General features: G+C 68.6%; 26 protein-coding genes. 20 read left to right on the top strand and 6 right to left on the bottom strand.

The window, feature by feature from the left end:
- The first annotated feature begins 26 nt into the window (after positions 1 to 26).
- Positions 27 to 308, top strand: a complete 282-nt coding sequence (gene srp19 / locus NO876_RS06570; protein WP_256420884.1) for a signal recognition particle subunit SRP19 — start codon at positions 27 to 29, stop codon at positions 306 to 308.
- Positions 309 to 310: 2 nt separating this feature from the next.
- Positions 311 to 538, top strand: a complete 228-nt coding sequence (locus NO876_RS06565) for an H/ACA ribonucleoprotein complex subunit GAR1 (protein WP_256420883.1) — start codon at positions 311 to 313, stop codon at positions 536 to 538.
- 74 nt (positions 539 to 612) lie between these two features.
- Here NO876_RS06565 and ddh read toward each other — a convergent pair whose 3' ends face one another.
- The gene (gene ddh / locus NO876_RS06560; RefSeq protein WP_256420882.1) at positions 613 to 1,554 is read right to left on the bottom strand and encodes a D-2-hydroxyacid dehydrogenase; all 942 of its coding nucleotides are present in this window, start codon (positions 1,552 to 1,554) and stop codon (positions 613 to 615) included.
- A gap of 128 nt (positions 1,555 to 1,682) precedes the next feature.
- Between ddh and NO876_RS06555 the strand changes: the two genes are divergently transcribed.
- Positions 1,683 to 2,732: a presenilin family intramembrane aspartyl protease PSH gene (locus NO876_RS06555; protein WP_256420881.1), complete on the top strand. Its 1,050-nt coding sequence runs from the start codon at positions 1,683 to 1,685 to the stop codon at positions 2,730 to 2,732.
- Between the two features lie 18 nt (positions 2,733 to 2,750).
- Here the strand turns inward: NO876_RS06555 and NO876_RS06550 are convergent, their stop codons facing one another.
- Positions 2,751 to 3,245 carry a PUA domain-containing protein gene (locus tag NO876_RS06550; RefSeq protein WP_256420880.1) on the bottom strand — a complete coding sequence of 165 codons (495 nt, stop codon included), beginning with the start codon at positions 3,243 to 3,245 and terminating at the stop codon, positions 2,751 to 2,753.
- Positions 3,246 to 3,409: 164 nt separating this feature from the next.
- On the opposite strand from NO876_RS06550, the gene NO876_RS06545 reads away from it, so the two are divergent.
- The gene (locus NO876_RS06545) at positions 3,410 to 3,586 is read left to right on the top strand and encodes a hypothetical protein (protein WP_256307825.1); all 177 of its coding nucleotides are present in this window, start codon (positions 3,410 to 3,412) and stop codon (positions 3,584 to 3,586) included.
- 59 nt (positions 3,587 to 3,645) lie between these two features.
- Here the strand turns inward: NO876_RS06545 and NO876_RS06540 are convergent, their stop codons facing one another.
- Entirely contained in the window at positions 3,646 to 4,143 is a 498-nt protein-coding gene (locus tag NO876_RS06540; RefSeq protein ID WP_256420879.1) for a LabA-like NYN domain-containing protein, read from the bottom strand.
- A 356-nt stretch (positions 4,144 to 4,499) separates the two neighbouring features.
- Between NO876_RS06540 and dapA the strand changes: the two genes are divergently transcribed.
- From dapA to psmA, 10 genes are all read left to right on the top strand, one after another.
- Positions 4,500 to 5,417: a 4-hydroxy-tetrahydrodipicolinate synthase gene (gene dapA, locus NO876_RS06535; RefSeq protein WP_256420878.1), complete on the top strand. Its 918-nt coding sequence runs from the start codon at positions 4,500 to 4,502 to the stop codon at positions 5,415 to 5,417.
- The gene (dapB, locus tag NO876_RS06530; RefSeq protein WP_256420877.1) at positions 5,417 to 6,271 is read left to right on the top strand and encodes a 4-hydroxy-tetrahydrodipicolinate reductase; all 855 of its coding nucleotides are present in this window, start codon (positions 5,417 to 5,419) and stop codon (positions 6,269 to 6,271) included. The genes dapA and dapB overlap by 1 nt, the downstream gene beginning before the upstream one ends.
- The gene (locus tag NO876_RS06525) at positions 6,268 to 7,113 is read left to right on the top strand and encodes a 2,3,4,5-tetrahydropyridine-2,6-dicarboxylate N-succinyltransferase (protein WP_256420876.1); all 846 of its coding nucleotides are present in this window, start codon (positions 6,268 to 6,270) and stop codon (positions 7,111 to 7,113) included. Before dapB ends, NO876_RS06525 begins: the two co-directional genes overlap by 4 nt.
- Positions 7,110 to 8,402 carry a diaminopimelate decarboxylase gene (gene lysA / locus NO876_RS06520; RefSeq protein ID WP_256420875.1) on the top strand — a complete coding sequence of 431 codons (1,293 nt, stop codon included), beginning with the start codon at positions 7,110 to 7,112 and terminating at the stop codon, positions 8,400 to 8,402. The genes NO876_RS06525 and lysA overlap by 4 nt, the downstream gene beginning before the upstream one ends.
- A complete protein-coding gene (gene dapF, locus NO876_RS06515) occupies positions 8,399 to 9,313 on the top strand; it encodes a diaminopimelate epimerase (protein ID WP_256420874.1) in 915 nt (304 codons plus the stop codon). The genes lysA and dapF overlap by 4 nt, the downstream gene beginning before the upstream one ends.
- A complete protein-coding gene (locus tag NO876_RS06510; protein WP_256420873.1) occupies positions 9,314 to 10,570 on the top strand; it encodes a M20 family metallopeptidase in 1,257 nt (418 codons plus the stop codon). It abuts the gene before it with no gap.
- 100 nt (positions 10,571 to 10,670) lie between these two features.
- On the top strand, positions 10,671 to 11,408 hold the full coding sequence (locus NO876_RS06505; RefSeq protein WP_256420872.1) for an RNase P subunit p30 family protein: 738 nt from the start codon (positions 10,671 to 10,673) through the stop codon (positions 11,406 to 11,408).
- The gene (locus NO876_RS06500) at positions 11,392 to 12,069 is read left to right on the top strand and encodes a class I SAM-dependent methyltransferase (RefSeq protein ID WP_256420871.1); all 678 of its coding nucleotides are present in this window, start codon (positions 11,392 to 11,394) and stop codon (positions 12,067 to 12,069) included. Before NO876_RS06505 ends, NO876_RS06500 begins: the two co-directional genes overlap by 17 nt.
- Positions 12,070 to 12,075: 6 nt before the next feature.
- A complete protein-coding gene (locus NO876_RS06495; RefSeq protein WP_256420870.1) occupies positions 12,076 to 12,555 on the top strand; it encodes an Rpp14/Pop5 family protein in 480 nt (159 codons plus the stop codon).
- A 4-nt stretch (positions 12,556 to 12,559) separates the two neighbouring features.
- Positions 12,560 to 13,336, top strand: a complete 777-nt coding sequence (psmA, locus tag NO876_RS06490) for an archaeal proteasome endopeptidase complex subunit alpha (RefSeq protein ID WP_256420869.1) — start codon at positions 12,560 to 12,562, stop codon at positions 13,334 to 13,336.
- Positions 13,337 to 13,585: 249 nt separating this feature from the next.
- On the opposite strand, the gene NO876_RS06485 is transcribed toward psmA, so the two are convergent.
- On the bottom strand, positions 13,586 to 13,936 hold the full coding sequence (locus tag NO876_RS06485) for a helix-turn-helix transcriptional regulator (protein ID WP_256420868.1): 351 nt from the start codon (positions 13,934 to 13,936) through the stop codon (positions 13,586 to 13,588).
- A 25-nt stretch (positions 13,937 to 13,961) separates the two neighbouring features.
- The gene (locus NO876_RS06480; RefSeq protein WP_256420867.1) at positions 13,962 to 14,774 is read right to left on the bottom strand and encodes an NRDE family protein; all 813 of its coding nucleotides are present in this window, start codon (positions 14,772 to 14,774) and stop codon (positions 13,962 to 13,964) included.
- A gap of 126 nt (positions 14,775 to 14,900) precedes the next feature.
- Here NO876_RS06480 and NO876_RS06475 point away from each other — a divergent pair, with 126 nt between their 5' ends.
- The gene (locus NO876_RS06475) at positions 14,901 to 15,338 is read left to right on the top strand and encodes a universal stress protein (RefSeq protein WP_256420866.1); all 438 of its coding nucleotides are present in this window, start codon (positions 14,901 to 14,903) and stop codon (positions 15,336 to 15,338) included.
- A 372-nt stretch (positions 15,339 to 15,710) separates the two neighbouring features.
- Here the strand turns inward: NO876_RS06475 and purH are convergent, their stop codons facing one another.
- Positions 15,711 to 17,312: a bifunctional phosphoribosylaminoimidazolecarboxamide formyltransferase/IMP cyclohydrolase gene (purH, locus tag NO876_RS06470; RefSeq protein ID WP_256420865.1), complete on the bottom strand. Its 1,602-nt coding sequence runs from the start codon at positions 17,310 to 17,312 to the stop codon at positions 15,711 to 15,713.
- Positions 17,313 to 17,489: 177 nt separating this feature from the next.
- On the opposite strand from purH, the gene purB reads away from it, so the two are divergent.
- From purB to NO876_RS06445, 5 genes are all read left to right on the top strand, one after another.
- Complete coding sequence (purB, locus tag NO876_RS06465; protein ID WP_256420864.1) at positions 17,490 to 18,881, top strand: adenylosuccinate lyase; 1,392 nt, start codon at positions 17,490 to 17,492, stop codon at positions 18,879 to 18,881.
- Positions 18,882 to 18,944: 63 nt separating this feature from the next.
- Positions 18,945 to 20,024, top strand: a complete 1,080-nt coding sequence (locus tag NO876_RS06460; protein ID WP_256420863.1) for a glucose 1-dehydrogenase — start codon at positions 18,945 to 18,947, stop codon at positions 20,022 to 20,024.
- The gene (gene gfcR / locus NO876_RS06455) at positions 20,008 to 20,661 is read left to right on the top strand and encodes a transcriptional regulator GfcR (RefSeq protein ID WP_256420862.1); all 654 of its coding nucleotides are present in this window, start codon (positions 20,008 to 20,010) and stop codon (positions 20,659 to 20,661) included. The genes NO876_RS06460 and gfcR overlap by 17 nt, the downstream gene beginning before the upstream one ends.
- Positions 20,662 to 20,784: 123 nt before the next feature.
- On the top strand, positions 20,785 to 21,126 hold the full coding sequence (locus tag NO876_RS06450; protein ID WP_256420861.1) for a glutaredoxin family protein: 342 nt from the start codon (positions 20,785 to 20,787) through the stop codon (positions 21,124 to 21,126).
- Positions 21,127 to 21,333: 207 nt separating this feature from the next.
- Positions 21,334 to 21,900, top strand: coding sequence for a DUF7110 family protein (locus NO876_RS06445; protein WP_256420860.1), 567 nt, complete (start codon positions 21,334 to 21,336; stop codon positions 21,898 to 21,900).
- Positions 21,901 to 22,010 lie beyond the last annotated feature (110 nt).

Here is a 22,010-nt window from a genome sequence, read left to right as displayed (position 1 = left end):
TACGGGCGCGTCGCGGTCGTTGGACTATGGCTGTCGAGAACGTCATCTGGCCGCGCTACCTCGACGCGTCGGTCTCCCGCGAGGACGGCCGTCGGGTCCCGCTCGACGACGCCGTCGAGGAGCCGACGGTCGACGAGATCGCGCAGGCCGTCCAGCAGATCGGCTACGACGCCGTGATCGAACGCGACGTGACGCATCCCCGCGAGTGGGACGCCCGCGGTCGCGTGCTCGTGAAGGGCGCTGAGGACTCGACGAAGAACGACCTCGTGCAGGCGGTCGCCGCCTACGTCGGGATCCTCCGGGACTGACGATGCAGCGCCTCGGAACCGTCTCGCGAACGGCGCAGAACCTCCTCATCGTCCGCTGTGACGACGCCGACCACCCCGACATCGGCGCGCAGGCCGTCGACGAGTCGCTGTCGGCGGTCGGCCGCGTCGTCGACGTCTTCGGGCCGGTTTCCCGTCCCTACGTCGCCGTCACGCCCGCGGGCGACGTTCGGCCGGCGTCCCTCGTCGGGAAACGGCTCTACGCGCGGTAACGAAGAGCGCTCGACTTCGCCGGACGCGCGGTGGATTTCTTTTCGACCGCAACGGACGCCAGCGAGCGGAGCCCTCAGCAGACGCGGTTGACCGGATCCTCGCCGGCGCGGATACGCCGGACGCTCTCGGCGACGATCGAGGCGACGTGGTCGCCGTACTGCCGGGTTGCCGATCCGGCGTGGGGCGTGACGATTACCTCGTCCATCTCCCAGAGCGGCGAGGACTCCGGGAGGGGTTCGGTCTCGAACACGTCGAGCGCCGCACCCGCGATCCCGCCGTCTTCCAGCGCCCGGACGAGCGCCCGCTGGTCGACGACGGGGCCACGCGCGACGTTGATTAGGTACGCGTCCTCGCGCATCGCCGCGAAGACGTCGGCGTCGACCATCCCCTCCGTCTCCGGCGTGAGCGGGACCGTGAGCACGACGAACCGCGCGTCGGAAATCGCCGTTTCGAGGGCGTCGGGCGTGTACATCCGATGGACACCCGGCTCGGGAACGGGCGTCCGTCTGACGCCGTCGACGTCCAGGCCGAGTCCGGTCGCGCGGTCGACGACGCCGCGTCCGAGGCTCCCGAGACCGACGACGCACGCCCGCTCTCCGGCGATCGTCCAGGGTTCGTCCCACTCCGGCCGCGACCAGCGTTTCTCCCGTTGGTTCGCGACGTGCGTGTGCAGGCGGCGGGCGAACGCGAGCATATACCCCGCGACGGTCTCGCCGATCGCGTCGCCGTGGAGGCCGGTGCTGTTCGTGAGGCGCACGTTCGCCTCGCGGAACCGCTCCTGCGGGAACCGATCGACGCCGGCCTGCACGGAGTGCACCCACGAGGCGTCGAGGAGGGACGGTCGGTACTCGAACGTGACGACGCCGTCACAGCGCTCTGTCGTATTCGAGTCCGTGTTCGAGTCGCCGTCGATCAGGACCGTCTCGACCGGGAGGTCCCCCAGCGTTTCGAGGAGTACCTCCGGTGGGAACAACACCGAGACGGAGCGGTCGACGCCGAGCGTATCGAGGCGCATACCACCGCGTACGGGGAGCCGCCTAACGGATGTTTCGGGCGTGGCCGTCGCGAGCGGTCGACGTTCGTGACCGACCGCCGGCAGCCCGAAACACAATCCCCATAGTGGGTCGGTCGCAACGCTGGCGTATGCGAAGACGCGTCGCCGCCGGCGTCGGGTTCGCCGCGCTGTTGTTCCTCCTCGTCCAACTCGGCGCGCTGGCGCTCGTGCCGACGTTCTACGAGTCGGGCTATCAGACCGTCGAGGACCCGTCCGATCCCACGAACAGCCTCGTCTACATCGTCGCGATCCTCGTCGCGACGGCGGCGATGCTCGCGGCGTTCAAGTTCGACCTCGACTGGGTCGTCCGCGCGTTCGTCGTCCTCGCGGCCGCCTCGATCGCGTGGTACGTCTTCTCCGTCCTGCTCCCGCCGCTCGCGGCGATCGGCGCGTCGGTCCTCCTGGCGGCGCTGCTCGTGGTTCACCCCGAGTGGTACGTCATCGACGCCGCGGGCGTCCTGATGGGCGCGGGGGCCGCGGGGCTGTTCGGAATCAGCTTCGGGCTCTTGCCCGCCATCCTGCTCCTCTCGGTGCTTGCCGTCTACGACGCGATCAGCGTCTACGGCACCGAACACATGCTCGATCTGGCCTCCGGCGTGATGGATCTGAAACTCCCGGTGGTGCTCGTCGTGCCCACGACGCTGTCGTACTCCCTTCGTGACACCGACGCCGCTGAAACGGTGGCAGAGGCGGGCGGCGACGACGACGCGGACGCCGCGGGCGGCGACGATCACGTGGACGTCGCGGGCGATGACGGCGACGACCGCGACGTCGCGGGCGGTGGTGACGTTGCGGCCGACGTCGATGATGACCCTGTCGAAGACGCCGACGACGTCCGCGACGCGTTCTTCATCGGCCTCGGCGACGCCGTGATGCCGACGGTGATGATCGCCAGCGCGGCGTTCTTCCTCCCGGCGTCGCTGACGCCCTCGCTCGGAATCGGGTGGCTCCCGGCGCTGACGTTCCCCGCGCTGACGGCGATGCTCGGGACGTTCGCCGGCCTGTTCGTCCTCCTCTGGATGGTCCTGAAGGGACGCGCTCACGCCGGGCTCCCGCTCCTGAACGGCGGCGCGATCGGCGGCTACCTCGTCGGCGCGCTCGCCAGCGGCGTTCCGATCCTCACCGCGCTCGGGCTCTGAGAGTCGCTATCGCCCGGACTACACGTCGCCGTCGGCCCCGTCGCGAACGTGGACCGCCATCCCCGTCTCGAAGTCCGCCATCGCGTCGGCCGAGAGCTCCGCGCGCCCGACCGCGATGACGGTGTCGTCGTCGAGGACGACCGCGACCTCGTCGCCGGGTCTGACGTCGGGGTCGACCTCCCGGACGAACTTCGCGAAGGCGTTCTTGCCGTCGCGGACGAACGGCTCGCTCTCCTCGCCGACGACGACGCGGGCCGTCGGCTGTTCTAAGGCGTCGACCAGTCGGCGGCCGCCGGCGACGCCGAGCGTAAACCGACCGTCGGTCCCGTAGGAGACGATCCGACCCTCGGTCGCGACGATCTGTCGGGGGCGACCGCTCGTCGACCGGTGCACCGTCAGCGACTCGTCGTCGTCGCTCGGAAACAGCGCCTCGCCCGCGCCCGGTCCGAACTGGTAGTCGGCGATGGTTCGCAACTCCGGCATCGTCTCCCCATCGCCGTCTGCGTCGCTCATAACCCCGCTTCACCGCGGAGCGGCAAGACGTTCGCGGTCCGCGGGGGCGTTCCAACCCCTCACCCGAGGCGGTCGAGTGGGTGCCTCCGACGACCTATGCGCCGTGTTCGCACACTCTCGCGACTCGGAAACTCATATATACCGACGCGTTCTCCGAGTCGAGTATGACAGTCGACGTCCGGTTGGTCGGGTTCGGTGCGCTGCTGCTCTTCGCGAGCAGCGGCCTCTTCTTCGAGGCGGGCGTCAGCGGCTATCTCGCCGGAACTATCGCCGGCGTCGCCGTGGTCGGCACGGCGCTCGCGGCGCTCAGAGCCGGCGGGTCCGACGCCCGCGCCGCCTGAGTCTGGGGCCCGGGCTCGCACCCTCGGTCGGGGAGCCGTCGTGGTCGGCGGGACGGTTTCTAGAGCAGGAACGTGTCTTGGCGTTCGGAGAGGTCGATGAACGCGTCCGTCGCCTCGATCAGTTCCTCGGCGGTCGATTCCTTGAACGCCATCACCTCGACGCGGACGCCCTCGTGTCGGAGATGCGAACACAGCCTGGAAAAGTCGCCGTCGCCCGTACAGAGGACGACCGTGTCGACGTGGTTCGCGAGCGTGACGGCGTCGAGGCTCATCCCGACGTCCCAGTCGGCCTTCTTCGACCCGTCGCCGAACGTCTTGATCTCCTTGATCTTCGGCTCGAAGCCGATGTCGGCGAGCGCCTCGAAGAAGCTCTCCTCGTCGGGCGAGTCCGCGCGGACGACGTACGCGATGGCGCGGGTGAGTTCCCGCCCCGCGACGCCCTTCTCCAAGAGCGCGGAGTAGTCGATGTTCCGCGAGTAGAGACTCTGGGCGGTGTGATAGAGGTTCTGTGCGTCCGCGAGCATCGCCACCCGCTGACTCGGGTGAATCTCGGTCATACTGTCCCTGGGGGCGTCATAGTACATGAATGTCCGGTCCTGCGGTGGGACCTCCGATTTGCCGTCATCGGCGTTCGACGACGAAACGTATATTATTCCGGAGCGTCCACTGCCCAGTGTGACGCGTGCCACGTCGACTTCGACGGACTCGCCCCGTCAGTCAGCGACGCGTGGCTCCCTTTTCACCAGTAAAAAACGCGCGCCCTGACGCTCTGGGCGGGAGTGGCATCCCCGTCCCTGGCGGCCTCCGGCCGGGCGCGCACCGACGTTCGACCGTCGACCGACGTCGAAACCCACGGATCGGCGACGAACAACCGACACACCCTACACGGTAGACGACAGTACACCCTACAACGATGACACAGATCGACTTCACCGGCGTGTTCCCCGCGATGACCACGCCGTTCGACCAGGATGGCGAAATCGACCACGAAACGCTCGCAGCCGACGCCCGACGGCTCGAAGCCGCCGGCGTCGCCGGACTCGTTCCGGCCGGCTCGACCGGCGAGAGCGCGACGCTGACCCACGACGAACACATCGAGGTCGTCGAGACGGTCGTCGAGGCCGTCGACGACGTCCCCGTCGTCGCGGGGTCGGGATCGAACTCGACCCGCGAGGCGCTGAACCTCTCCCGCCGCGCGGCCGACGCCGGCGCGGACGCGCTGCTTCTGATCTCACCGTACTACAACAAGCCCGAACAGGCGGGCCTCTACGAACACTTCCGGACGATCGCCGACGAGGTCGACCTCCCGCAGATCGTCTACAACGTCCCGAGTCGAACGGGCCAGAACGTCGAACCCGAGACGGTCGCGGACCTCGCGACCCACGAGAACGTCCGGGCGTACAAGGCCGCAAGCGGCGACGTCGCACAGATCTCCGAAGTGATCGAATACACCCGCGAGGAGGATCTCGCGGTGCTCTCCGGCGACGACGCGCTCACGCTGCCGGTCTGCTCGCTCGGCGGCCGCGGCGTCATCTCCGTCGCGGGCAACGTCGAACCCGAGCGGACCGTCGAACTCGTCGACGCCGCGATCGACGGCGACCTCGAACGCGCACGCGAGCTCCACTTCGAGCTCTCGCCGCTGTTCCGACAGCTCTTCGTCGAGACCAACCCCATCCCGGTGAAGGCCGCGATGGCGATCCGCGGGCACAACTCCGGCGCGCTCCGCCCGCCGCTGACAGAGATAGAGCCGGAAAACCGCGCTGACCTCGAACGGATCCTCGCCGACCTCGACGACGAGGACACGCAGCGAGAGCAGACGGAGGCGGTGTGATGGGCGGCGACCTCACCGTCGCGATCACCGGCGCGAGCGGTCGGATGGGCGGCGAACTGCTCACTGCCGCGGCCGACCACGGGGACGTCGGGTACGTGCTCGCGGCGAGTCGAACGCCGGGGAACGTCCCGAGCGGCGACGCGCCCGGCGCGCCGGACGCGGTCGTCGAGGACTCGGCCCTCGGAACCGCGCTCGACGAGCACGCCGTCGACGTCCTCGTCGACTTCACCGTCCCCGACGCCAGCGTGGAGTACCTCCGCGCGGCGGCCGACCGCGGCGTCGCCGTCGTCGTCGGGACCACCGGCTACGACGAGGCGGGAGCGGAAACGCTCGACGCCGTCGCCCGGGACGTGCCGTTCCTGCGCGCGTCGAACTTCTCTCGGGGCGTCGGCGCGCTCCGGCGGGCGGTCCGCGAGGCCGTCGCCGCGCTCCCCGGCTACGACATCGAGGTGACGGAGACCCACCACAACGGCAAGCGCGACGCGCCCTCGGGTACCGCGTTGACGATCCTCGACGACATCGACGACGCGCGGGGATCGGGGGGCGACACGAGCGACGAAGGAAATACTGAAACCGCCGAACGCGTCCACGGGCGCGTCGGCGAACAGCCGCGCGAGGGCGACGAGATCGGCGTCCACGCCCGCCGCGCGGGCGACGTGACCGGCGAGCACGAGGTCCTGCTCGCCGGCAACGAGGAGGTGCTCGAACTGACCCACCGCGCCGGTTCGCGCGGCATCTTCGCCGCGGGCGCGCTCGACGCCGCGGTCTGGCTGGCCGGCCGCGACCCGGGGCGGTACGATTTCGACGAAGTCTTGGACGCCGGCGATGACGACACGGACACTGATTCACGATGAGCCTCGAATCCGACGTAGAAGACCTGTGGCAGCGCTACCAGGACGACGACGTCTCCGCCGCGAGCGCGGGGTCGGCGGCGCGCTCGACCCTCGACGCGTTCCTCGACGCCCTCGAGACGGGCGACGTGCGGGCGGCCGAGCAGGTGGGGGAAAGCGGCCCCGACGGCTGGGTCGTCAACGAGTGGGTCAAGCGCGGCATCTTGCTGAACTTCGGCCTGCGCGAGACGCTCCCGCGCGAGTACGGCGACGTCACCTACTACGACGTCCTCCCGCTCCGGTCGACGACCGACCTCGGCGGCCGCGGCACGCGCAACACGCCGGACGGCACCGCCATCCGCCGCGGCGCGTACCTCGGCGCCGACTGCATCATGATGTCGCCGTCGTTCGTCAACGTCGGCGCGCACGTCGGCGACGGCACGCTCGTCGACTCCTGCGACACCGTCGGCTCCTGCGCCCAGTTGGGCGAGAACGTCAAGCTCGGCGCGAACACGCTGATCGGCGGCGTCCTCGAACCCGTCGAGGACGCGCCCGTGATCGTCGAGGACGGCGTCTCCCTGGGCGCGGGCTGTCGCGTCACCTCCGGGTTCCACGTCGGCGAGAACACGGTCGTCGGCGAGAACACGCTCCTCAGCCCCCGGATTCCCGTCTACGACCTCGTCGAGGAGGAGGTCATCTACGGCCACCTTCCGTCCGACCGCCGCGCGTTCACCCGCTACGTCGAATCATCGCTCGGCGATCACGACCTCTTCGAGTCGGGCGCGTACAAGCCGGCGGTCGTCGCCCTCGACATCGAGGACGACACGCTCGATAAGACCCGGCGCGAGGAGGCGCTGCGGGAATGAGCGAGGTCGGCGACGGCGGGCCGGCGGTCCGCCGACTCGCCGAGTGGGACGAGGAGGACCTCGTCGCGCTCGCCGAGGAGTACGAGACCCCGCTCTACGTCGTCGACCTCGATCGGGTCGAGGAGAACTGCGTTCGGCTCCGAGAGGCGTTCCCCGACGCGGACGTCCGCTACGCCGCGAAGGCGCACACCGGCCGGGACGTGTTGCGAACGGTTCGCGAGGCCGGCCTCGGCGTCGAGTGCGCGTCGGCGGGCGAGGTCGAGCGCGCGCTGGCGGTGGGCTTCCCCGGCGATCGAGTCCAGTACACGGCGGTGAACCCGCCCGCCCGCGACCTGGACCTCGTGGTTGAACGCTGGCGGGAGCACCCGGGACTGACGGTCACCGTCGGCGCGGAAGACACGGTCGACAGACTCCGCGAGCGAGGCTTCGACGGGCGGCTCTGCGTCCGCGCGAACCCCGGCGTCGGCGCGGGCCACCACGAGAAGGTCAGTACCGGCGCGAACGCGAAGTTCGGGATCCCGATCGAACGGGTCGCCGATCTTGCCACCCGGTGGGCTGACGAGTTCGACCTCGTGGGCGTCCACGCCCACGCCGGCAGCGGCATCTCCGGCGAGGACCTCTCGGCGCACCGGGAGTTGGTGAATCGGATGGGCGATCTCACTCGGGAGATCGAATCCCGGGTGGGGCCGCTGGAGTTCGTCGACGTCGGCGGCGGCTTCGGCGTGCCGTACCGCGAGGACGAGCCGCCGCTGGACCTGCAGGCGGTCGCTGAAGCGACCCGCGAGGCGCTCGGTGCGGTCGACGAGCGAGGCTCAGCGGACCGTCGGACCGCGTCCGACGACATCGGCGCGACGCTCGCGATCGAACCCGGACGGTACGTCGTCGCCGACGCCGGCGTCCTTCTGACTACCGTCAACACCGTCAAGGAGGCGAGAGACGCCACCGTCGTCGGCGTCGACGCCGGAATGACGACGTTACTCCGGCCGGCGATGTACGACGCCTACCACGCGATCGCGAACCTCTCAGCCGCTGCGGACACCGAGGAAATCGACGCGACCGTAGCGGGACCTATATGTGAGTCGGCGGACGTACTGTGTGAGCACAGACCGCTCTCGCGACCCGAACGGGGGGACGTCCTCGCCGTCGGGAACGCGGGCGCGTACGGATACGAGATGTCGAGCACCTACAACTCCCGGCCGCGACCGGCGGAGGTCGCCCTAGCCGGCACGACCGTTCGGCTCGCCCGGCGGCGCGAGTCCCTGACAGACCTGACCAGCCTGGAACAATGAGCGTACAGCACGGCAGAGTAACAGTCGAGAAGTACCACGGCACCGGCAACGACTTCATCGTCGTCGACGCCGTCGAATCGATCCCCGACCGACCCGCGTTCGCGACGACCTACTGCGACCGCGAGACCGGCGTCGACCACGAGGAATCCCCGCGAACTGGAGCCGACGGCGTCCTCTTTCTGGCGCTGGAGTCGATGTACTCCCCGCCGCGCGTCGTGATGACGCTCGTCCAGCCGGACGGCTCCGTGGCCGCGATGTGCGGCAACGGCGCTCGCGTCGCCGCCGCGTGGGCGGCCGAACGGACCGGAGCGGACGAACTGATGATCGACACGCCCGCGGGCACGCGAAGAGCCGTCGTCGACGGCGACGACGTCACTATCGAGATGGGGATACCGTCCTTCGCGCCGCGGGACGTCCCGTTGGCCCGGGAAACCGAACTGATCGAGGAGGACGTCGAGGGGCTCACCGTCACCGCGGTGAACACGGGCGTTCCGCACGCCGTCGCGGTCGTCGACGACGTCGACGACGTGGATCTCGAATCCGTCGCGCCCGCGGTTCGGCACGCGGACGTCTTCCCCGAGGGCGCGAACGTCACGCTCGCCTCCCGGGTCGACGCGGATGGTGAATCCGACGTCAGGGCGGCCGACGAATCCGACGCCGGGCCCCACTTCCGCCAGCGGACCTACGAGCGCGGCGTCGAGGGGGAGACGCGCTCCTGCGGCACCGGCGCGGTCGCCGTCGCGGCCGTCGCCAAGCGACTCGGCCTCATCGACGGCGACGAGACCGTCACCGTCAGCCCGCCGGGCGGCGACCTCCGGATCACCGTCCCGGACGGCGACTCGGCGACGCTCGCGGGGCCCGCGGAGCGGGAGTTCTCCGACGAACTCGACACCGTGGTCCGATCGACGTAGATGGCGGACGACGATTCGGTCCCCGGAGTCGCCGACGACCCGGTCTCGAATATCGACGGCTCGGCCCCGACCACTGCCGACGGCTCCGTCTCGAACGCCGCCGCCGAATCCACGGCGTTCGACCCGGTCGCGTTCCTCGAATCCGCGGTTCCGATCGACTCGGCCGAGGATGTCGCGGAGATGCGCGAGCTATTGGTGAAGACGATCGAATCGCAGGGGATCGACGCCCGCGTCGACGACGCGGGCAACACCATCGCGTCGAGGGGGGCTGGAGGCCGTCCGGGGGACGCCGCCGACTCCGACGCGGCCGGTGACACCGGGACGCACCTCGTCTTCAACACCCACATCGACACGGTCTCGCCGCACGTGCCGTTCGAGCGCGAGCGGGTCGACGGCCGGCTCGTTCGGATCCACGGCCGCGGCTCCTGCGACGCGAAGGGACCGCTGGCGGCGATCCTCGCGGCGTTCTTCGCGGTCGAGCCCCGCGAGGACACCCGCGTGACGCTCGCGGTGACGCCCGACGAGGAGGTCCTCTCGACCGGTGCGGCCGCCCTCGATCTCGACGCGGACTGCTACGTCGTGGGCGAGCCGACCGGATTAGACGTCTGCACCGCCGCGAAGGGTCGGTTCCAGGGGACGCTGACGCTCGCAGGATCGGCCGCACACGCCGCCGAACCGGACTCCGGGATCAACGCCATCGCGGGCCTCGAAGACGCGCTCGCGGCGGTCCGGACGTTCGACGCCGAGCGCGAGCCGCACCCCCAACTCGGCCGAGCGACGCTGACGCCGACGGTCGTCTCCGGCGGCGACTCGACCAACCAGGTACCCGCGCGCTGCGAACTCGTACTCGACCGACGGAGCGTCCCCCCGGAGACGGCGGCGGGGTTCCGATCGGAACTGGAGACGGCGATCAGGGAGGCCGTCCCCGACGACGTCGGCGTCGCGTTCGAACTCACCGACCGGCCGACGCCGTTTCTGGAGGCCTTCGCGACCGACGAGTCCCACGAGCTCGTGCGGACGCTCGCGGCCGCGTCCGAGCGGGCCGGCGGGTCCGGAACCGTCCGCCCGTTCACCGCCGCGACGGAGGCGTCGTACTTCGCGCCCGCGCCGGTCGTCGTCTTCGGGCCGGGCGTCCTCGCCGACGACGAGGGGGCCGTCGCCCACGCCGAGCGCGAGTACGTCGACGTCGCGGACGTGCGCCGCGCGGCGGCGGCACTGACGGACGCGACGCGGCGTCTCGTCGGGGTCGACGACTGAACCCAATCACCGGGACTGTCGCCCGACCGTAAGAACCCGGAACCGCCGGAACCGCCGCCCGACCGTAACTGCCATACGCACCCGCGCTGTCCTCTCGGCTATGTACGAGGCGGTCCACGCTCACCCCGACGGACGGAGCACGGCCTCGCGATTCGCGAGGACCGCCGAGCGGTACGGCTACGACGGTGTGGTCGTCCGAGCGGACGACGCCGACCCCCACTACGACCGTCTCCGCGAGGCCTGTGCGGTCGACGTCGTCGACGCGGCCGAGATCGTCGCGCCGGATCCGCAGCGCGCCAGCGGCGCGGTCGGCAACGCGCGGACGAAACACACCGTCGTGATCGTCAGCGGTGGGACGAACGCGCTGAACCGCTTCGCCGTGGAGCAGGCGCGCGTCGACGTCCTCGCGCGGCCGTTCGAGGGTGCGGTCGCCGCGACGAGCGCCGACGAGAACGACAACCGCGGCGACGGCGAGGTCAACCACGTGCTCGCGAAGGCCGCCAGCGAGAACGACGTCCGAATCGAGGTGAACCTCGGCCCCGCGCTCCGAACGCGCGGGGGACACCGGGTCCGTCACCTCTCGAAACTCCGGCAGCTCAAGCGACTCCTCGACCACTACGACGCGCCGTACGTCGTGTCCGTGAACCCCACCTCACACCTCCAACTTCGAGCGCCCAGGGAACTGGCCGCTGTCGGCGACGAGATCGGCCTCGGCGACGAGTGGATTCGAGAGGGGCTCGACGAGTGGGGCCGGCTCGTCGCCCAAAACCGCGAGCGGCGCTCCGAGTCGTTCATTGCCCCGGGCGTCGAACGCGGTCGGTATGAAGAAGACGATTGACGAACACGCCGAGCGGTTCTCCGCGGTGGCGTCCTCCTACGACGACGAGCAGGATTCGACGGAGTACCTCGCGTGTGCGGATCTGGTCGTCGAGCACGCCGCCCCCGGACCCGACGACGTCGTTCTCGACCTCGGAACCGGAACCGGTGTGATCGCCCTCGCGCTCGCTCCGCACGCCGAGCGCGTGATCGGGCGGGACATCAGCGAGGGGATGCTCGAGGAGGCCCGGACGAAGGCCGAGGAGGCGGGAATCGAGAACGTCGAGTTCGGGGTGGGACGGTTCCGCGAGCCCGACTTCGACGGACCCGTCGATATTGTCACTTCCAACTTCGCGATGCATCACCTCTCGGATACGGAGAAGCGCGAAGCGATCCGCGTCGTCGCCGACCTGAACCCGCGGCGGTTCGTCCTCGGCGACGTGATGTTCTTCGGGACGCCCGACGCCGAGGAGCCGTTCTACAGTCCGGAGGTGGACGATCCGGCGACGGTCGGCACGCTCGTCGACGCGCTGACGGACGAGGGGTTCGTGCTCACCGCCGTCGAGCGCGTCCACGATCAGGTGGGCGTCCTCGTCGCCGAGCGCTTCGGGGCGTCGAGCGAGCGGGTGGGCGTCACGCCGAAACGGAGGGGAGAGCAGTCGAACGCGACCCGCGAGGAGTGAGCGCACGTGAAGCACCTCCCCAAACACCTCCAGCCACGGTGGCGGTATCTGGCAGTCGGGATCGAGGCCTGGCCCGACGCCGACTTCGACCGCGGCGCGTTCCAGCGCGACCTGTGGTACGCGGCGCAGAACCTCTACGGCGACACCGGGAGCGCCGAGGCCGATCTGACGGTGCTGGCGTTTCACTTCGCCGACGGCGACGGCGAGACGATCGTTCGTGCGCACCGCGGTACGGAGGATCGGGCGCGGGCCGCCGTCGCCGCTCTCGACCGGGTCGACGGCGATCCGGTCGGCCTCCGGATCCGCGGGATTTCGGGCACCGTTCGCGCCTGTGAGGAAAGGTATTTGAACGGTCGGACCGGACGTGGAGAACAGAGAGACGTCGTGTTCGAGAACGAATCCCGTCCCGCCGTCGTCCGCGACGCGCGGGTCGACGTCGAGGGGGCAGACGGGTTCGCGGGCGCGACGCGGCTCGATTTCGAGTGATACTATGCAGGGACAAGCCCAACAGCAGGCATACGACCGTGGAATCACGATCTTCTCGCCGGACGGTCGCCTCTACCAGGTGGAGTACGCCCGGGAGGCCGTCAAGCGAGGGACCGCGAGCGTCGGGGTCCGAACAGCCGAGGGAGTCGTCCTCGCGGCCGACAAGCGTTCGCGCTCCCCGCTTATGGAGCCGACGAGCGTCGAGAAGATCCACAAGGCAGACGACCACGCCGGTATCGCCTCGGCGGGCCACGTCGCCGACGCGCGACAGCTCATCGACTTCGCGCGGCGGCAGGCGCAGGTCAACCGGCTCCGCTACGGCGAGGCGGTCGGCATCGAGACGCTGACGAAGAACGTCACCGACCACATCCAGCAGTACACGCAGGTCGGCGGCGCGCGGCCGTTCGGCGTCGCGCTGCTCATCGGCGGCATCGAGAACGGCGAACCGCGCCTCTACGAGACCGACCCCTCGGGGACGCCCTACGAGTGGAAGGCCGTCTCGATCGGCGCGGATCGCAGCGACCTCCAAGAACACCTCGAAGAGAACTACGAGGACGATCTGACGCTCGACGAGGGCGTCGAGCTGGCCCTCCGGGCCATCGCCTCGGCGAACGACGACGAACTCTCCGCCGACGGCGTCGACGTCGCGACGATCACCACCGAATCCGAGGCGTTCGTCGAACTCACGAACGACGAGATCGCGACCTACATCGCCGACAACGACCTCGAACCGTCCGAGGAGGACGAAGACGACGGCGACGAGCCCGAAGGCGACGAATAACGCAGGGCGGCTTCGTCCCGAACTCGGCTTCCGGCACAGTTTGGCTCTCGGTTTTTGTTTCGAGGGCGGTCGACCGCCCCGTTCGCGGCCGTCGCGTCGGCTACGAAGGTAGAGCCGTCGCGTCGGCTACGGCTGTCGGACTCGGTGTTCGACCACGCGATCAACCGCTCGAAGCCGAGGCGATCGTCCGGAGGCCGTCGTCGAACCGGTTCCGGATGCCGCGTCAGTCCCCGGAGGCGAGAGTGTCTACTACTCCTCGTATGCGAGGTTCATCAGCCACTGGGAGAACGCGTCGCTGTTGTGGTTGACCTCCTCCTCGCCGATGAACGGCGACAGCATATCGCCCGCCATCAAAAGCGAGAAGTCCAGATCGCGCGGCGCGGGTTCGAGGTGGTAGGTGTTGTGGCCGTCGTAGACCGTCTCCTCGCGTTCGATGAGGCCGAGGTCCGCGAGTTTCTCGGCGATTCGACTCCCCTTTCGCGAGGAGATGTCGAGTTCCTTCCAGAAGTCGCTCTGGTGGATGCCACCCGTCTCTCGGATGAGTTCCAGTGCTTCGAGTTCGTCCCCCGAGAGGTCTGCTTCGGCAGCGCCTGCGCTCATACTCCTCACGAGGCCCGCGACTCGTTTAAATTTGGCCTTCGACCGGCCGGAACGCGGTCTCACACGGTGGGCCGTCGGCGAACCGGAAGTCGGCGTCGCCGCTTCTGAACAGCGTCAGTAGCGACGACGATCGCGTGCCGAACCCCCGGTCGGGCTCGTGGACGCAGACGCCGTACTCGTGGTCTCCGAGGACGGCGGCGGCGCGGTCGCGCCACTCCGACGCCGATTCGTCCGGGCGCGGCGACAGCGCCTCGCGAACCCGCTCGGCGTCGCGCGCCTGTTCAGCCCCCCGCTCGGGATACGGCGAATCGAGGGACTCGCCGTCGAGACCGACGTTGACGACGACGTGGACGCCCGGGTCGAGCTCGCGAACGCGGAGGTCGCCGTCCCACTCGAAGAGGTACGCGGTCGGCGAGATCGGAGCCGACGCGGCGGCCGAGGCCGGCGACGACGTCGACTTCCTCCGCTCGCGGCCCGTCCGCTCGGCGACGACGAGATTGAATCCGTCGTACGTGTCCGCGGCGACGGCGTCTTCGACCAGTTCGCGTGCTTCGTCGGCGCTCTGGGCTCCGAGCGCGTCGCGGACCAACAGCCCTCGTGAGCGCTCGCCGCCGTCGGGGACGTCGACCCAGCGGTTCGTGATCCCCGCGAAGACGCCGGCCTCGTTGTAGCCGATCCACGTGCCCCCGGCCGCGGCGTCGCGCGGCGCGACGAACGACGGGTCGCCCGCTCGGACTGCGGGCGGTTCCGACTCCCGATCCAGCAGTTCGTCGCGGTTGGCCGCGACGACGACCGGCGCGTCCTCGAACACGCACCAGGCGAGTGTCAGTGTGCACACGGGTCTCTCTTGAACCGGCGGCGAAATATACTCTCGGCTGGCGGCGAGCGGGGTGCGGCTGGGAGAACTCGCCGGGCGGGAATCGGGGGACCGTTCAAGAGGGTGCCGAACGAAAGGCGAGTCGAGATGTACGAGCACGTACTCGTTCCCACCGACGGCAGCGACGGCACGATGCAGGCGCTCGAACACGCCCTCGATATCGCGTCGACGCGGGACGCGACGATTCACGCGCTCTCGGTCGTCGACAGGCGACTCTACCTGGCCGCGGGCGAGGACCAGAAGGAGGAACTCAAAGAGACGATGCAGGCGGACGCGCAGACGGCGGTCGAGCGCGTCGCCGACGCGGCGGCAGAGGCCGGCGTCGAGTGCACGACGACAGTTCGCGATGGGATCCCCTATCGGGCCATCCTCGATTACGCCGACGAAAGCGGGATGGATCTGATCGTGATGGGAACGCACGGTCGTTCCGGCCGCGACAAACTCGCGAATCTCGGCAGCGTCACCGAGCGCGTCGTCGAAAACACCGACACGCCGATTATGGTCGTCCGGATGACTGGCGAGTAACGGGGCCCGGCTGTTCGCATTCTCCCCTCGACGTGGGTTTATATCCGATTACGGGACCAGGCCCGGCGTGATCTGAGAATCGCCCCGCGTCGGGCTGCGGTCGTTCGGCGCGTCGACGCGGGATACGGGCGACGGCGCTGTGAGGATGTCGTCGCCGGCGGTGTGCCGACTGTTCGCCCTTTCGCCGGTCAATAGCGTCGCGGCCGCAACGACCTAGGTGCCGACTCCTCCCCTCGCTCAGTCGTGTGACCGTTCGGCGTCGCGCTCCGCTCTGCCGTGAGCTTTAGACACTCCTTCGCTCCGTTCAGTCGTGTCTAAAGTCGCGTGAGACTCGCACTGCTCGTCACGAGCTTCAGACAGATTTCACTCCGCTCAATCGTGTCTGAAGCACCGCCGCCCAGTGAACACCATCGGGATCCCGCGCTCGTCGCAGGCGGCGATGACGTCCTCGTCGTTCACCGAGCCACCGGGTTGGATGACCGCCTCGACGCCGGCGTCGGCGGCCTCCTCGACGGCGTCGGGGAACGGGAAGAAGGCATCAGACGCCATCACGGCCCCCGCCGCGCTCTTGCCCTCGGCGTCTGATTCGGCCTTCATCGCGGCCAGCTTGACCGCGTCGACCCTGGAGACCTGACCCATCCCGACGCCGACGGTCTCGGTACCGTCTGCGAACACGATGCCGTTCGACTTGACGTGTTTCAGCACCTTCCAGGCGAACAGCATCGTCTCCAGCTGTTCGTCGGTCGGTCCGGTGTCGGTGACGACCTCGACGTCGTCGCGGGTCGGAGCCCAGAGGTCGCGCTCTTGGACGAGTCGTCCCCCGACGAGCGGCTTCTCAGTCAGTCGATCCGTCCGTTCGTCGAGGCTGCCGACGTCGAGGACGCGCAAGTCGTCTTTCTCACGGAGGACGTCGAGCGCGGCGTCGGTGTAGCCCGGCGCGACGACGACCTCCTTGAACGAGTCGACAATCCCCTCGGCCGTGGCGGCGTCGCACTCGCGGTTCAGCGCGACGATGCCGCCGAAGGCGCTCATCGGGTCGGTCGCGAGCGCGTCGGCGTAGGCGGTCGCGAGCGTGTCGGCCGTCGCACAGCCGGCCGGGTTGGTGTGCTTGATCACCGCCGCGGCCGGTTCGTCGAACTCCTTGATGAGGTTCAGCGCGGCGTCCGCGTCGTTGTAGTTGTTGTACGACAGCCCTTTCGCACCCTCGTTCAGCTGCGGCGCGTCGACGACGCTCGCCTCCTCGGCCGCCGCGTCGGCGTAGACGGCTGCGTCCTGATGCGGGTTCTCGCCGTAGCGAAGCGTCGCGTATCGGTCGTCGGAGATGACGCGTCGCTCCGGGAAGTCGCCGCCGTCGTCGCCGTCGACCGCGACCGTCAGTTCCGTGCCGTCGTCGGCCTCGCGCTCGTCGACGTGGAGTCGGTCTTGAGCGAACCACCGGACGGCACGCGGATACGCGGTGAACTCGGCGTCGTGAAGGACGCGGCGCTTCAGCGAATCGCCGTCGTCGTCGGCGTAGACCGGGACCGACTCCTGGGTGACGATCGGACCTGCGTCGACTTCTTCGGTGACGAGGTGGACGGTACAGCCGGTGACGCTGACGCCGGCGTCGAGCACCTGCTCGTGGGCGTCGTCGCCGGGGAACGCGGGGAGCAAGGAGGGATGGACGTTCAGCGTCGTCGGCGTCGCGTCCAGAAACGTCTCCGTGAGGATCCGCATATAACCGTCCAGACAGACGAGGTCGAAGTCGTAACTCGACAGCGCGTCGAGGATCCGCCGCTCGTGTGACTCGCGGGATTCGCCCTCCTCTCGCGCGACGACCTCGGTCGGGATCCCGCGCTCCGTCGCAGCGTCGAGAATCGGAGCCCCCTCGTGGTTCGAGAGGACGACCGCGAGTTCCGCGCCGCCGGGGCGTCTGTCGTCGATGTGTCGGAGATTCCGTCCGCGATTGCTCGCCAGGCCGGCAACCTTGGTCATACTCGTGGGCCCTCGCGCAGGCAGTAAGTCAGTTGCGGTCTCCCCGACGGAGATATGCACTATTGCGGATATCTTCGCGAAAATGTGCCCTCGGATACCCCCGAAATATGCACGGGAGTGTGTTCGCCGGCTCCGACCATCGACACGCTTTTTTAGCGCACAGCGGAGAGTCCGCGTATGGACGACCTCTCCCGTTCCGATCCGCTCGCGGCGGTCTCGCCGCTCGACGGCCGGTACGCCGGTCGCACTGAACCCCTCGTGCCGTACGCCAGCGAGGCGGCGCTGATGCGGGCGCGACTCCGCGTCGAGGTGGAGTATCTGCTCGCGCTTTCGGACCTCGACGCCGTGTCCCTGTCGCTCTCGGAGACCGAACGCGACGACCTCCGCGCGGTCGTCGAGGACTTCGACGGCGACGACGCCCGGCTCATCAAGCGACTGGAGACGCAGGGAGCCGAAGGCTTCAGCGCGACCAACCACGACGTGAAGGCCGTCGAGTACTTCCTGCGGACCGAGACCGACGAGCGCGTCCACCCGTGGATCCACTTCGGTCTCACCTCCGAGGACGTGAACAACCTCGCGCACCGACTCCTCGTGAAGCCCGCAGTCGAGGACGTGCTGGTGCCGGCACTCGCCGCCGTTCGCGACGAACTCGTCGATCTCGCCCACGACTACCGGTCCACCCCGATGCTCGCTCGGACGCACGGGCAGCCCGCGACGCCGACGACGTTCGGCAAGGAGATGGCCGTCTACGCCGCACGGCTCGGGACCGCGATGGGCCGCGTCGTCGACGCCGCCGAGGACCTCTCGGGGAAACTCGCCGGCGCCTCCGGGACGTACGCGGCACACGCCGCGGCGTATCCCGAGGTGGACTGGCGCGCGTTCTCCCGCTCGTTCGTCTCCGATCTCGGCCTCGAACACACCGCGCTCTCGACCCAAGTGAACCCCTGTGACGACCTCGCGGCGCTGTTCGACGCGCTCCGCGGCGTCAACAACGTCCTCCTCGACCTCGACCGCGACGTCTGGCTCTACGTCTCGGATCGCTACCTCGGCCAGGAGGCCGAAGCGGGCGAGACCGGCTCCTCGACGATGCCGCACAAGGTGAACCCGATCGACTTCGAGAACAGCGAGGGAAACCTCTCGAAGGCCAACTCGGATCTGACGTTCCTCGCGGACTACGTCACCACCTCGCGACTCCAGCGGGACCTCTCGGACTCGACGGTGAAGCGCAACATCGGTGCGGCGTTCGCCCACTGCCTGATCGGGTACGGCAAGACGGAGACCGGACTGGGCAAGGTCGTCCCCAACGAGGTCGTGATGCGGGAGGAACTCGAAGCCCGCCCCGAACTCATCGGCGAGGCCGTCCAGACGATTCTCCGGCGCGAGGGCGACACCGAGGCCTACGAGCGGGTCAAGGCGCTCACGCGCGGTCGCGACGTGACGCTCGACGATTTCTACGACCTCTTCGACGACCTCGACGTCGACGAGTCAGTGAGAGAAGAGCTCCGCTCGCTCTCGCCCGAGACGTACGTCGGCGTCGGCGACGAACTTGTCGACGAACTCGGCGAGTAGACCCGATCAATATTAACTCGGAATAAAATAAATGTTTTATCCCGTGGCCGGCTACGGGAGCGTATGCAAGCCATCGCAGTCGAGCGCGGGGAGAACCGGCCGGTCGTCGTGGAAACCGAGCGGCCCGAACCCGCCACCGGCGAGGCGCTCGTCCGGACGCTCCGCGTGGGCGTCGACGGGACCGACCACGAGGTGGTCGGCGGCAGCCACGGCGGCCCACCCGAGGGCGACGACCACCTCGTCCTCGGTCACGAGGCCGTCGGCGTCGTCGAAGACCCCGGCGGCACGCGGTTTTCTCCCGGCGACATCGTCGTCCCGACGGTTCGAAGGCCGCCGAACGGCGAAAACGAGTACTTCGCGCGTGGCGAACCCGATATGGCCCCCGAGGGCGAGTACCACGAGCGCGGGATCGTCGGCAAGCACGGATTCATGGCCGAGTATTTCACGAGTCCCGAGGAGCATCTGGTGTCGATCCCCGAGTCGATCGCCGAGATCGGATTTCTCGTCGAACCGCTCTCCGTCGCCGAGAAGGCGATGGAACTCGCGACCGCCTCCCGTTCGTCGTTCACGTGGGAGCCAGAATCCGCGCTCGTCCTGGGGAACGGGAGCCTCGGCCTGCTGACGCTCGCGATGCTCCGGGAGCGTTCGGAGTTCGACCGCCTCTACTGTCTCGGCCGCCGCGACCGCCCGGATCCGACGATCGAGATCATCGAGGACCTCGGCGCGACGTACGTCGATTCCCGAGAGACGCCCGTCTCCGAGGTCGCCGCCGAACACGAGCCGATGGACTTCGTCTTCGAGGCGACGGGGTATGCGAAGCACGCCTTCGAGACGATCGAGGCGCTCGCGCCGAACGGCGTCGGAGCGCTCCTCGGGGTTCCGGAGCCGTGGGAGTTCGACATCGACGGCGGCGCGCTTCACAAGGAGTTCGTGTTACACAACAAGGCGCTCGTCGGCAGCGTCAACTCGAACGTGCGGCACTTCGAGGCGGCCGCGGAGACGCTCGCGGATCTCCCCGGGTGGTTCTTCGACTCGCTGGTCACCGGCGTGTACGACCTCGAGGAGTTCGCGGCGGCGTTCGACGACGACGACACCACTATAAAAACCGCCGTCCAATTCAGCGCGTATGAAGAACGTCGATGATCTCATCGCGAGCGCCTCGGAACTCGCCGAGCGCGGGCTATCGAAGGGCGAGATTGCGGACGAACTGAACGTCTCCAGAGAGACGGCGAGTTGGCTCGTCGAGCGCAGCGGATCGAACAGCTACGAGAGCGACCCCGAGCCGACCGGTCGCAAGGGCGACGACAGTAGCGGTCCGCACGACATCCACGTCGACTGGAGCGCCGTCGGACGCGATTCCAGCCGGCTCACGCACATCGGTCGGGCGATGGCCGATCTCCTGGTGAAGGAGGGCGAGGAGGTCGATCTGACGATCGGTATCGAGAAGGCGGGCGCGCCGCTCGCGACGACCGTCTCGATGGAGTTGGATACGGATCTCGGCTCGTATGCGCCCGCGAAGCACCAGTGGGAAGAGGGCGACATCGACGAACTCGGTGGGTCGTTCTCGCGGAACTTCGCGCAGATCAGGGATCGAGAGTGCTACGTCGTCGACGACACCATCACCTCGGGGACGACGATGCGGGAGACGATCGGATCGATCCGCGAGGAGGGCGGCGACCCCGTCGCCTGCGTCGTCATCGTCGACAAACAGGGTGTCGACGAGATCGAGGGCGTGCCGGTGTACTCGCTCATCGACGTCGTCCGCGTCGGAAGCGACTGATTCGGGCGGCGAGAGGAGGTCGAGTGGGCGTCGTCCGTGACGCCCTGACGCGGACCGATCGGGCGATCGGCGTCGGCGCGATCCGACGCAATCCCTTTCACCGACGGACGCCTACGGAGCAGTATGACGTTCCAGCCCGGTACGGATCTGAGCGAGGAGGAAGTGCAGGCGCGCGTCGACGAGGCCATCGAGTCGAACGACGTCGTCCTGTTTATGAAGGGGAACCGGCTGATGCCGCAGTGCGGCTACTCCCAGCGCGCGGTGAACCTCATCTCCCAGTACGTCGAGGAGTTCGAGACGGTCGACGTCCTGCCCGCGCTCGATGGGTACCGGAGCGCGCTCGAATCCCACAGCGGGTGGGAGACGATCCCGCAGACGTTCGTCGACGGCGAGTTCGTCGGCGGCAGCGACATCCTGGCGGAACTCGACGAACGAGACGAACTGGACGAAACGCTCCAGGCGTAAGCGGACCGAACGACGACCGCCCGGAACGACGATCCACGGACGCGACTGGTGGGCCTCGTCGCGGCCGACCGTTCGACTGCTCGGTTCGCGTGCGGGTCGGCTCCGAGAGTCGAAGAGTAGACCCTATAAGGCCCCGGTGCCTACCACTACGCAGGTACCGACGTCGCGTCGCGTCCGTCTCGTACGGGTACCACTCAAAAAGTAACTATGTCAGGCCGCGTATACCGACTTCACTCGACACTGGAATTGCCCCTCGAAGAGGTCGAAGAGTACCTGAACGGTGACCCGGACCTGCCGCCCGAGGTCACGGACGTCGAGGTGACCCGTCGGAACAACACGCTCATCCTGAAGGCCGTCGCGGCCGAGGACAATCTGAGCAAGTACACTCCGACGGCGCAATTGAAAGCCAGTATCACGGAGAACCGCGTCTACGAAGAGGAACCGCCCCGAGCGGGCGCGCCCCGCTGGGAGGAAGAAGAGGAGGAAATCCCCTCCGAACTCGTCGAGTTCGCCTGCTTCAAGGGCGACCGCGAGACCGTCTTACAGAACACCGCGCTGCAGTACCCGATGTTCCTGGTCCTGCGCGAGATCGCGCTGCTCGCGGAGAAGGGGACACTCACCGCGATCACCGAACTCGACGGCGAACTCACCGCCCACCGAATCGTCGAGGGCGAGGAGCGCCCGGCGAGCATCGAGGTCGTCGAGAACCCCTCGAAGAACGACAACGGTTCGGGCGGCGTGAACTGGCGCGACAACAAGTTCATCTCCGATTGAACCCACCGGAACGGTTGGGGTGACCCGGCCCCGCGGGGTTCGTTCTCTGACGCACTAGGGAAGGGTACTTTCTCCACCGATTATGGCCGAAACGGTCACGGACGACTTCG

This window comes from Halobellus rarus, assembly GCF_024494595.1.
GTDB lineage: Archaea > Halobacteriota > Halobacteria > Halobacteriales > Haloferacaceae > Haloquadratum > Haloquadratum rarum.
The sequence above is the reverse complement of the archived record's forward strand: the minus strand, read 5'-3'. Positions and strand labels throughout refer to the sequence as shown.

Excerpts from the sequence above, each read along its gene's own strand:
- srp19 (WP_256420884.1), top strand. The coding sequence starts at position 27 with ATGGCTGTCGAGAACGTCATCTGGCCGCGCTACCTCGACGCGTCGGTC.
- NO876_RS06565 (WP_256420883.1), top strand. The coding sequence starts at position 311 with ATGCAGCGCCTCGGAACCGTCTCGCGAACGGCGCAGAACCTCCTCATC.
- ddh (WP_256420882.1), bottom strand. The coding sequence starts at position 1,554 with ATGCGCCTCGATACGCTCGGCGTCGACCGCTCCGTCTCGGTGTTGTTC.
- NO876_RS06555 (WP_256420881.1), top strand. The coding sequence starts at position 1,683 with ATGCGAAGACGCGTCGCCGCCGGCGTCGGGTTCGCCGCGCTGTTGTTC.
- NO876_RS06550 (WP_256420880.1), bottom strand. The coding sequence starts at position 3,245 with ATGAGCGACGCAGACGGCGATGGGGAGACGATGCCGGAGTTGCGAACC.
- NO876_RS06545 (WP_256307825.1), top strand. The coding sequence starts at position 3,410 with ATGACAGTCGACGTCCGGTTGGTCGGGTTCGGTGCGCTGCTGCTCTTC.
- NO876_RS06540 (WP_256420879.1), bottom strand. The coding sequence starts at position 4,143 with ATGACCGAGATTCACCCGAGTCAGCGGGTGGCGATGCTCGCGGACGCA.
- dapA (WP_256420878.1), top strand. The coding sequence starts at position 4,500 with ATGACACAGATCGACTTCACCGGCGTGTTCCCCGCGATGACCACGCCG.
- dapB (WP_256420877.1), top strand. The coding sequence starts at position 5,417 with ATGGGCGGCGACCTCACCGTCGCGATCACCGGCGCGAGCGGTCGGATG.
- NO876_RS06525 (WP_256420876.1), top strand. The coding sequence starts at position 6,268 with ATGAGCCTCGAATCCGACGTAGAAGACCTGTGGCAGCGCTACCAGGAC.
- lysA (WP_256420875.1), top strand. The coding sequence starts at position 7,110 with ATGAGCGAGGTCGGCGACGGCGGGCCGGCGGTCCGCCGACTCGCCGAG.
- dapF (WP_256420874.1), top strand. The coding sequence starts at position 8,399 with ATGAGCGTACAGCACGGCAGAGTAACAGTCGAGAAGTACCACGGCACC.
- NO876_RS06510 (WP_256420873.1), top strand. The coding sequence starts at position 9,314 with ATGGCGGACGACGATTCGGTCCCCGGAGTCGCCGACGACCCGGTCTCG.
- NO876_RS06505 (WP_256420872.1), top strand. The coding sequence starts at position 10,671 with ATGTACGAGGCGGTCCACGCTCACCCCGACGGACGGAGCACGGCCTCG.
- NO876_RS06500 (WP_256420871.1), top strand. The coding sequence starts at position 11,392 with ATGAAGAAGACGATTGACGAACACGCCGAGCGGTTCTCCGCGGTGGCG.
- psmA (WP_256420869.1), top strand. The coding sequence starts at position 12,560 with ATGCAGGGACAAGCCCAACAGCAGGCATACGACCGTGGAATCACGATC.
- NO876_RS06485 (WP_256420868.1), bottom strand. The coding sequence starts at position 13,936 with ATGAGCGCAGGCGCTGCCGAAGCAGACCTCTCGGGGGACGAACTCGAA.
- NO876_RS06475 (WP_256420866.1), top strand. The coding sequence starts at position 14,901 with ATGTACGAGCACGTACTCGTTCCCACCGACGGCAGCGACGGCACGATG.
- purH (WP_256420865.1), bottom strand. The coding sequence starts at position 17,312 with ATGACCAAGGTTGCCGGCCTGGCGAGCAATCGCGGACGGAATCTCCGA.
- purB (WP_256420864.1), top strand. The coding sequence starts at position 17,490 with ATGGACGACCTCTCCCGTTCCGATCCGCTCGCGGCGGTCTCGCCGCTC.
- NO876_RS06460 (WP_256420863.1), top strand. The coding sequence starts at position 18,945 with ATGCAAGCCATCGCAGTCGAGCGCGGGGAGAACCGGCCGGTCGTCGTG.
- gfcR (WP_256420862.1), top strand. The coding sequence starts at position 20,008 with ATGAAGAACGTCGATGATCTCATCGCGAGCGCCTCGGAACTCGCCGAG.
- NO876_RS06450 (WP_256420861.1), top strand. The coding sequence starts at position 20,785 with ATGACGTTCCAGCCCGGTACGGATCTGAGCGAGGAGGAAGTGCAGGCG.
- NO876_RS06445 (WP_256420860.1), top strand. The coding sequence starts at position 21,334 with ATGTCAGGCCGCGTATACCGACTTCACTCGACACTGGAATTGCCCCTC.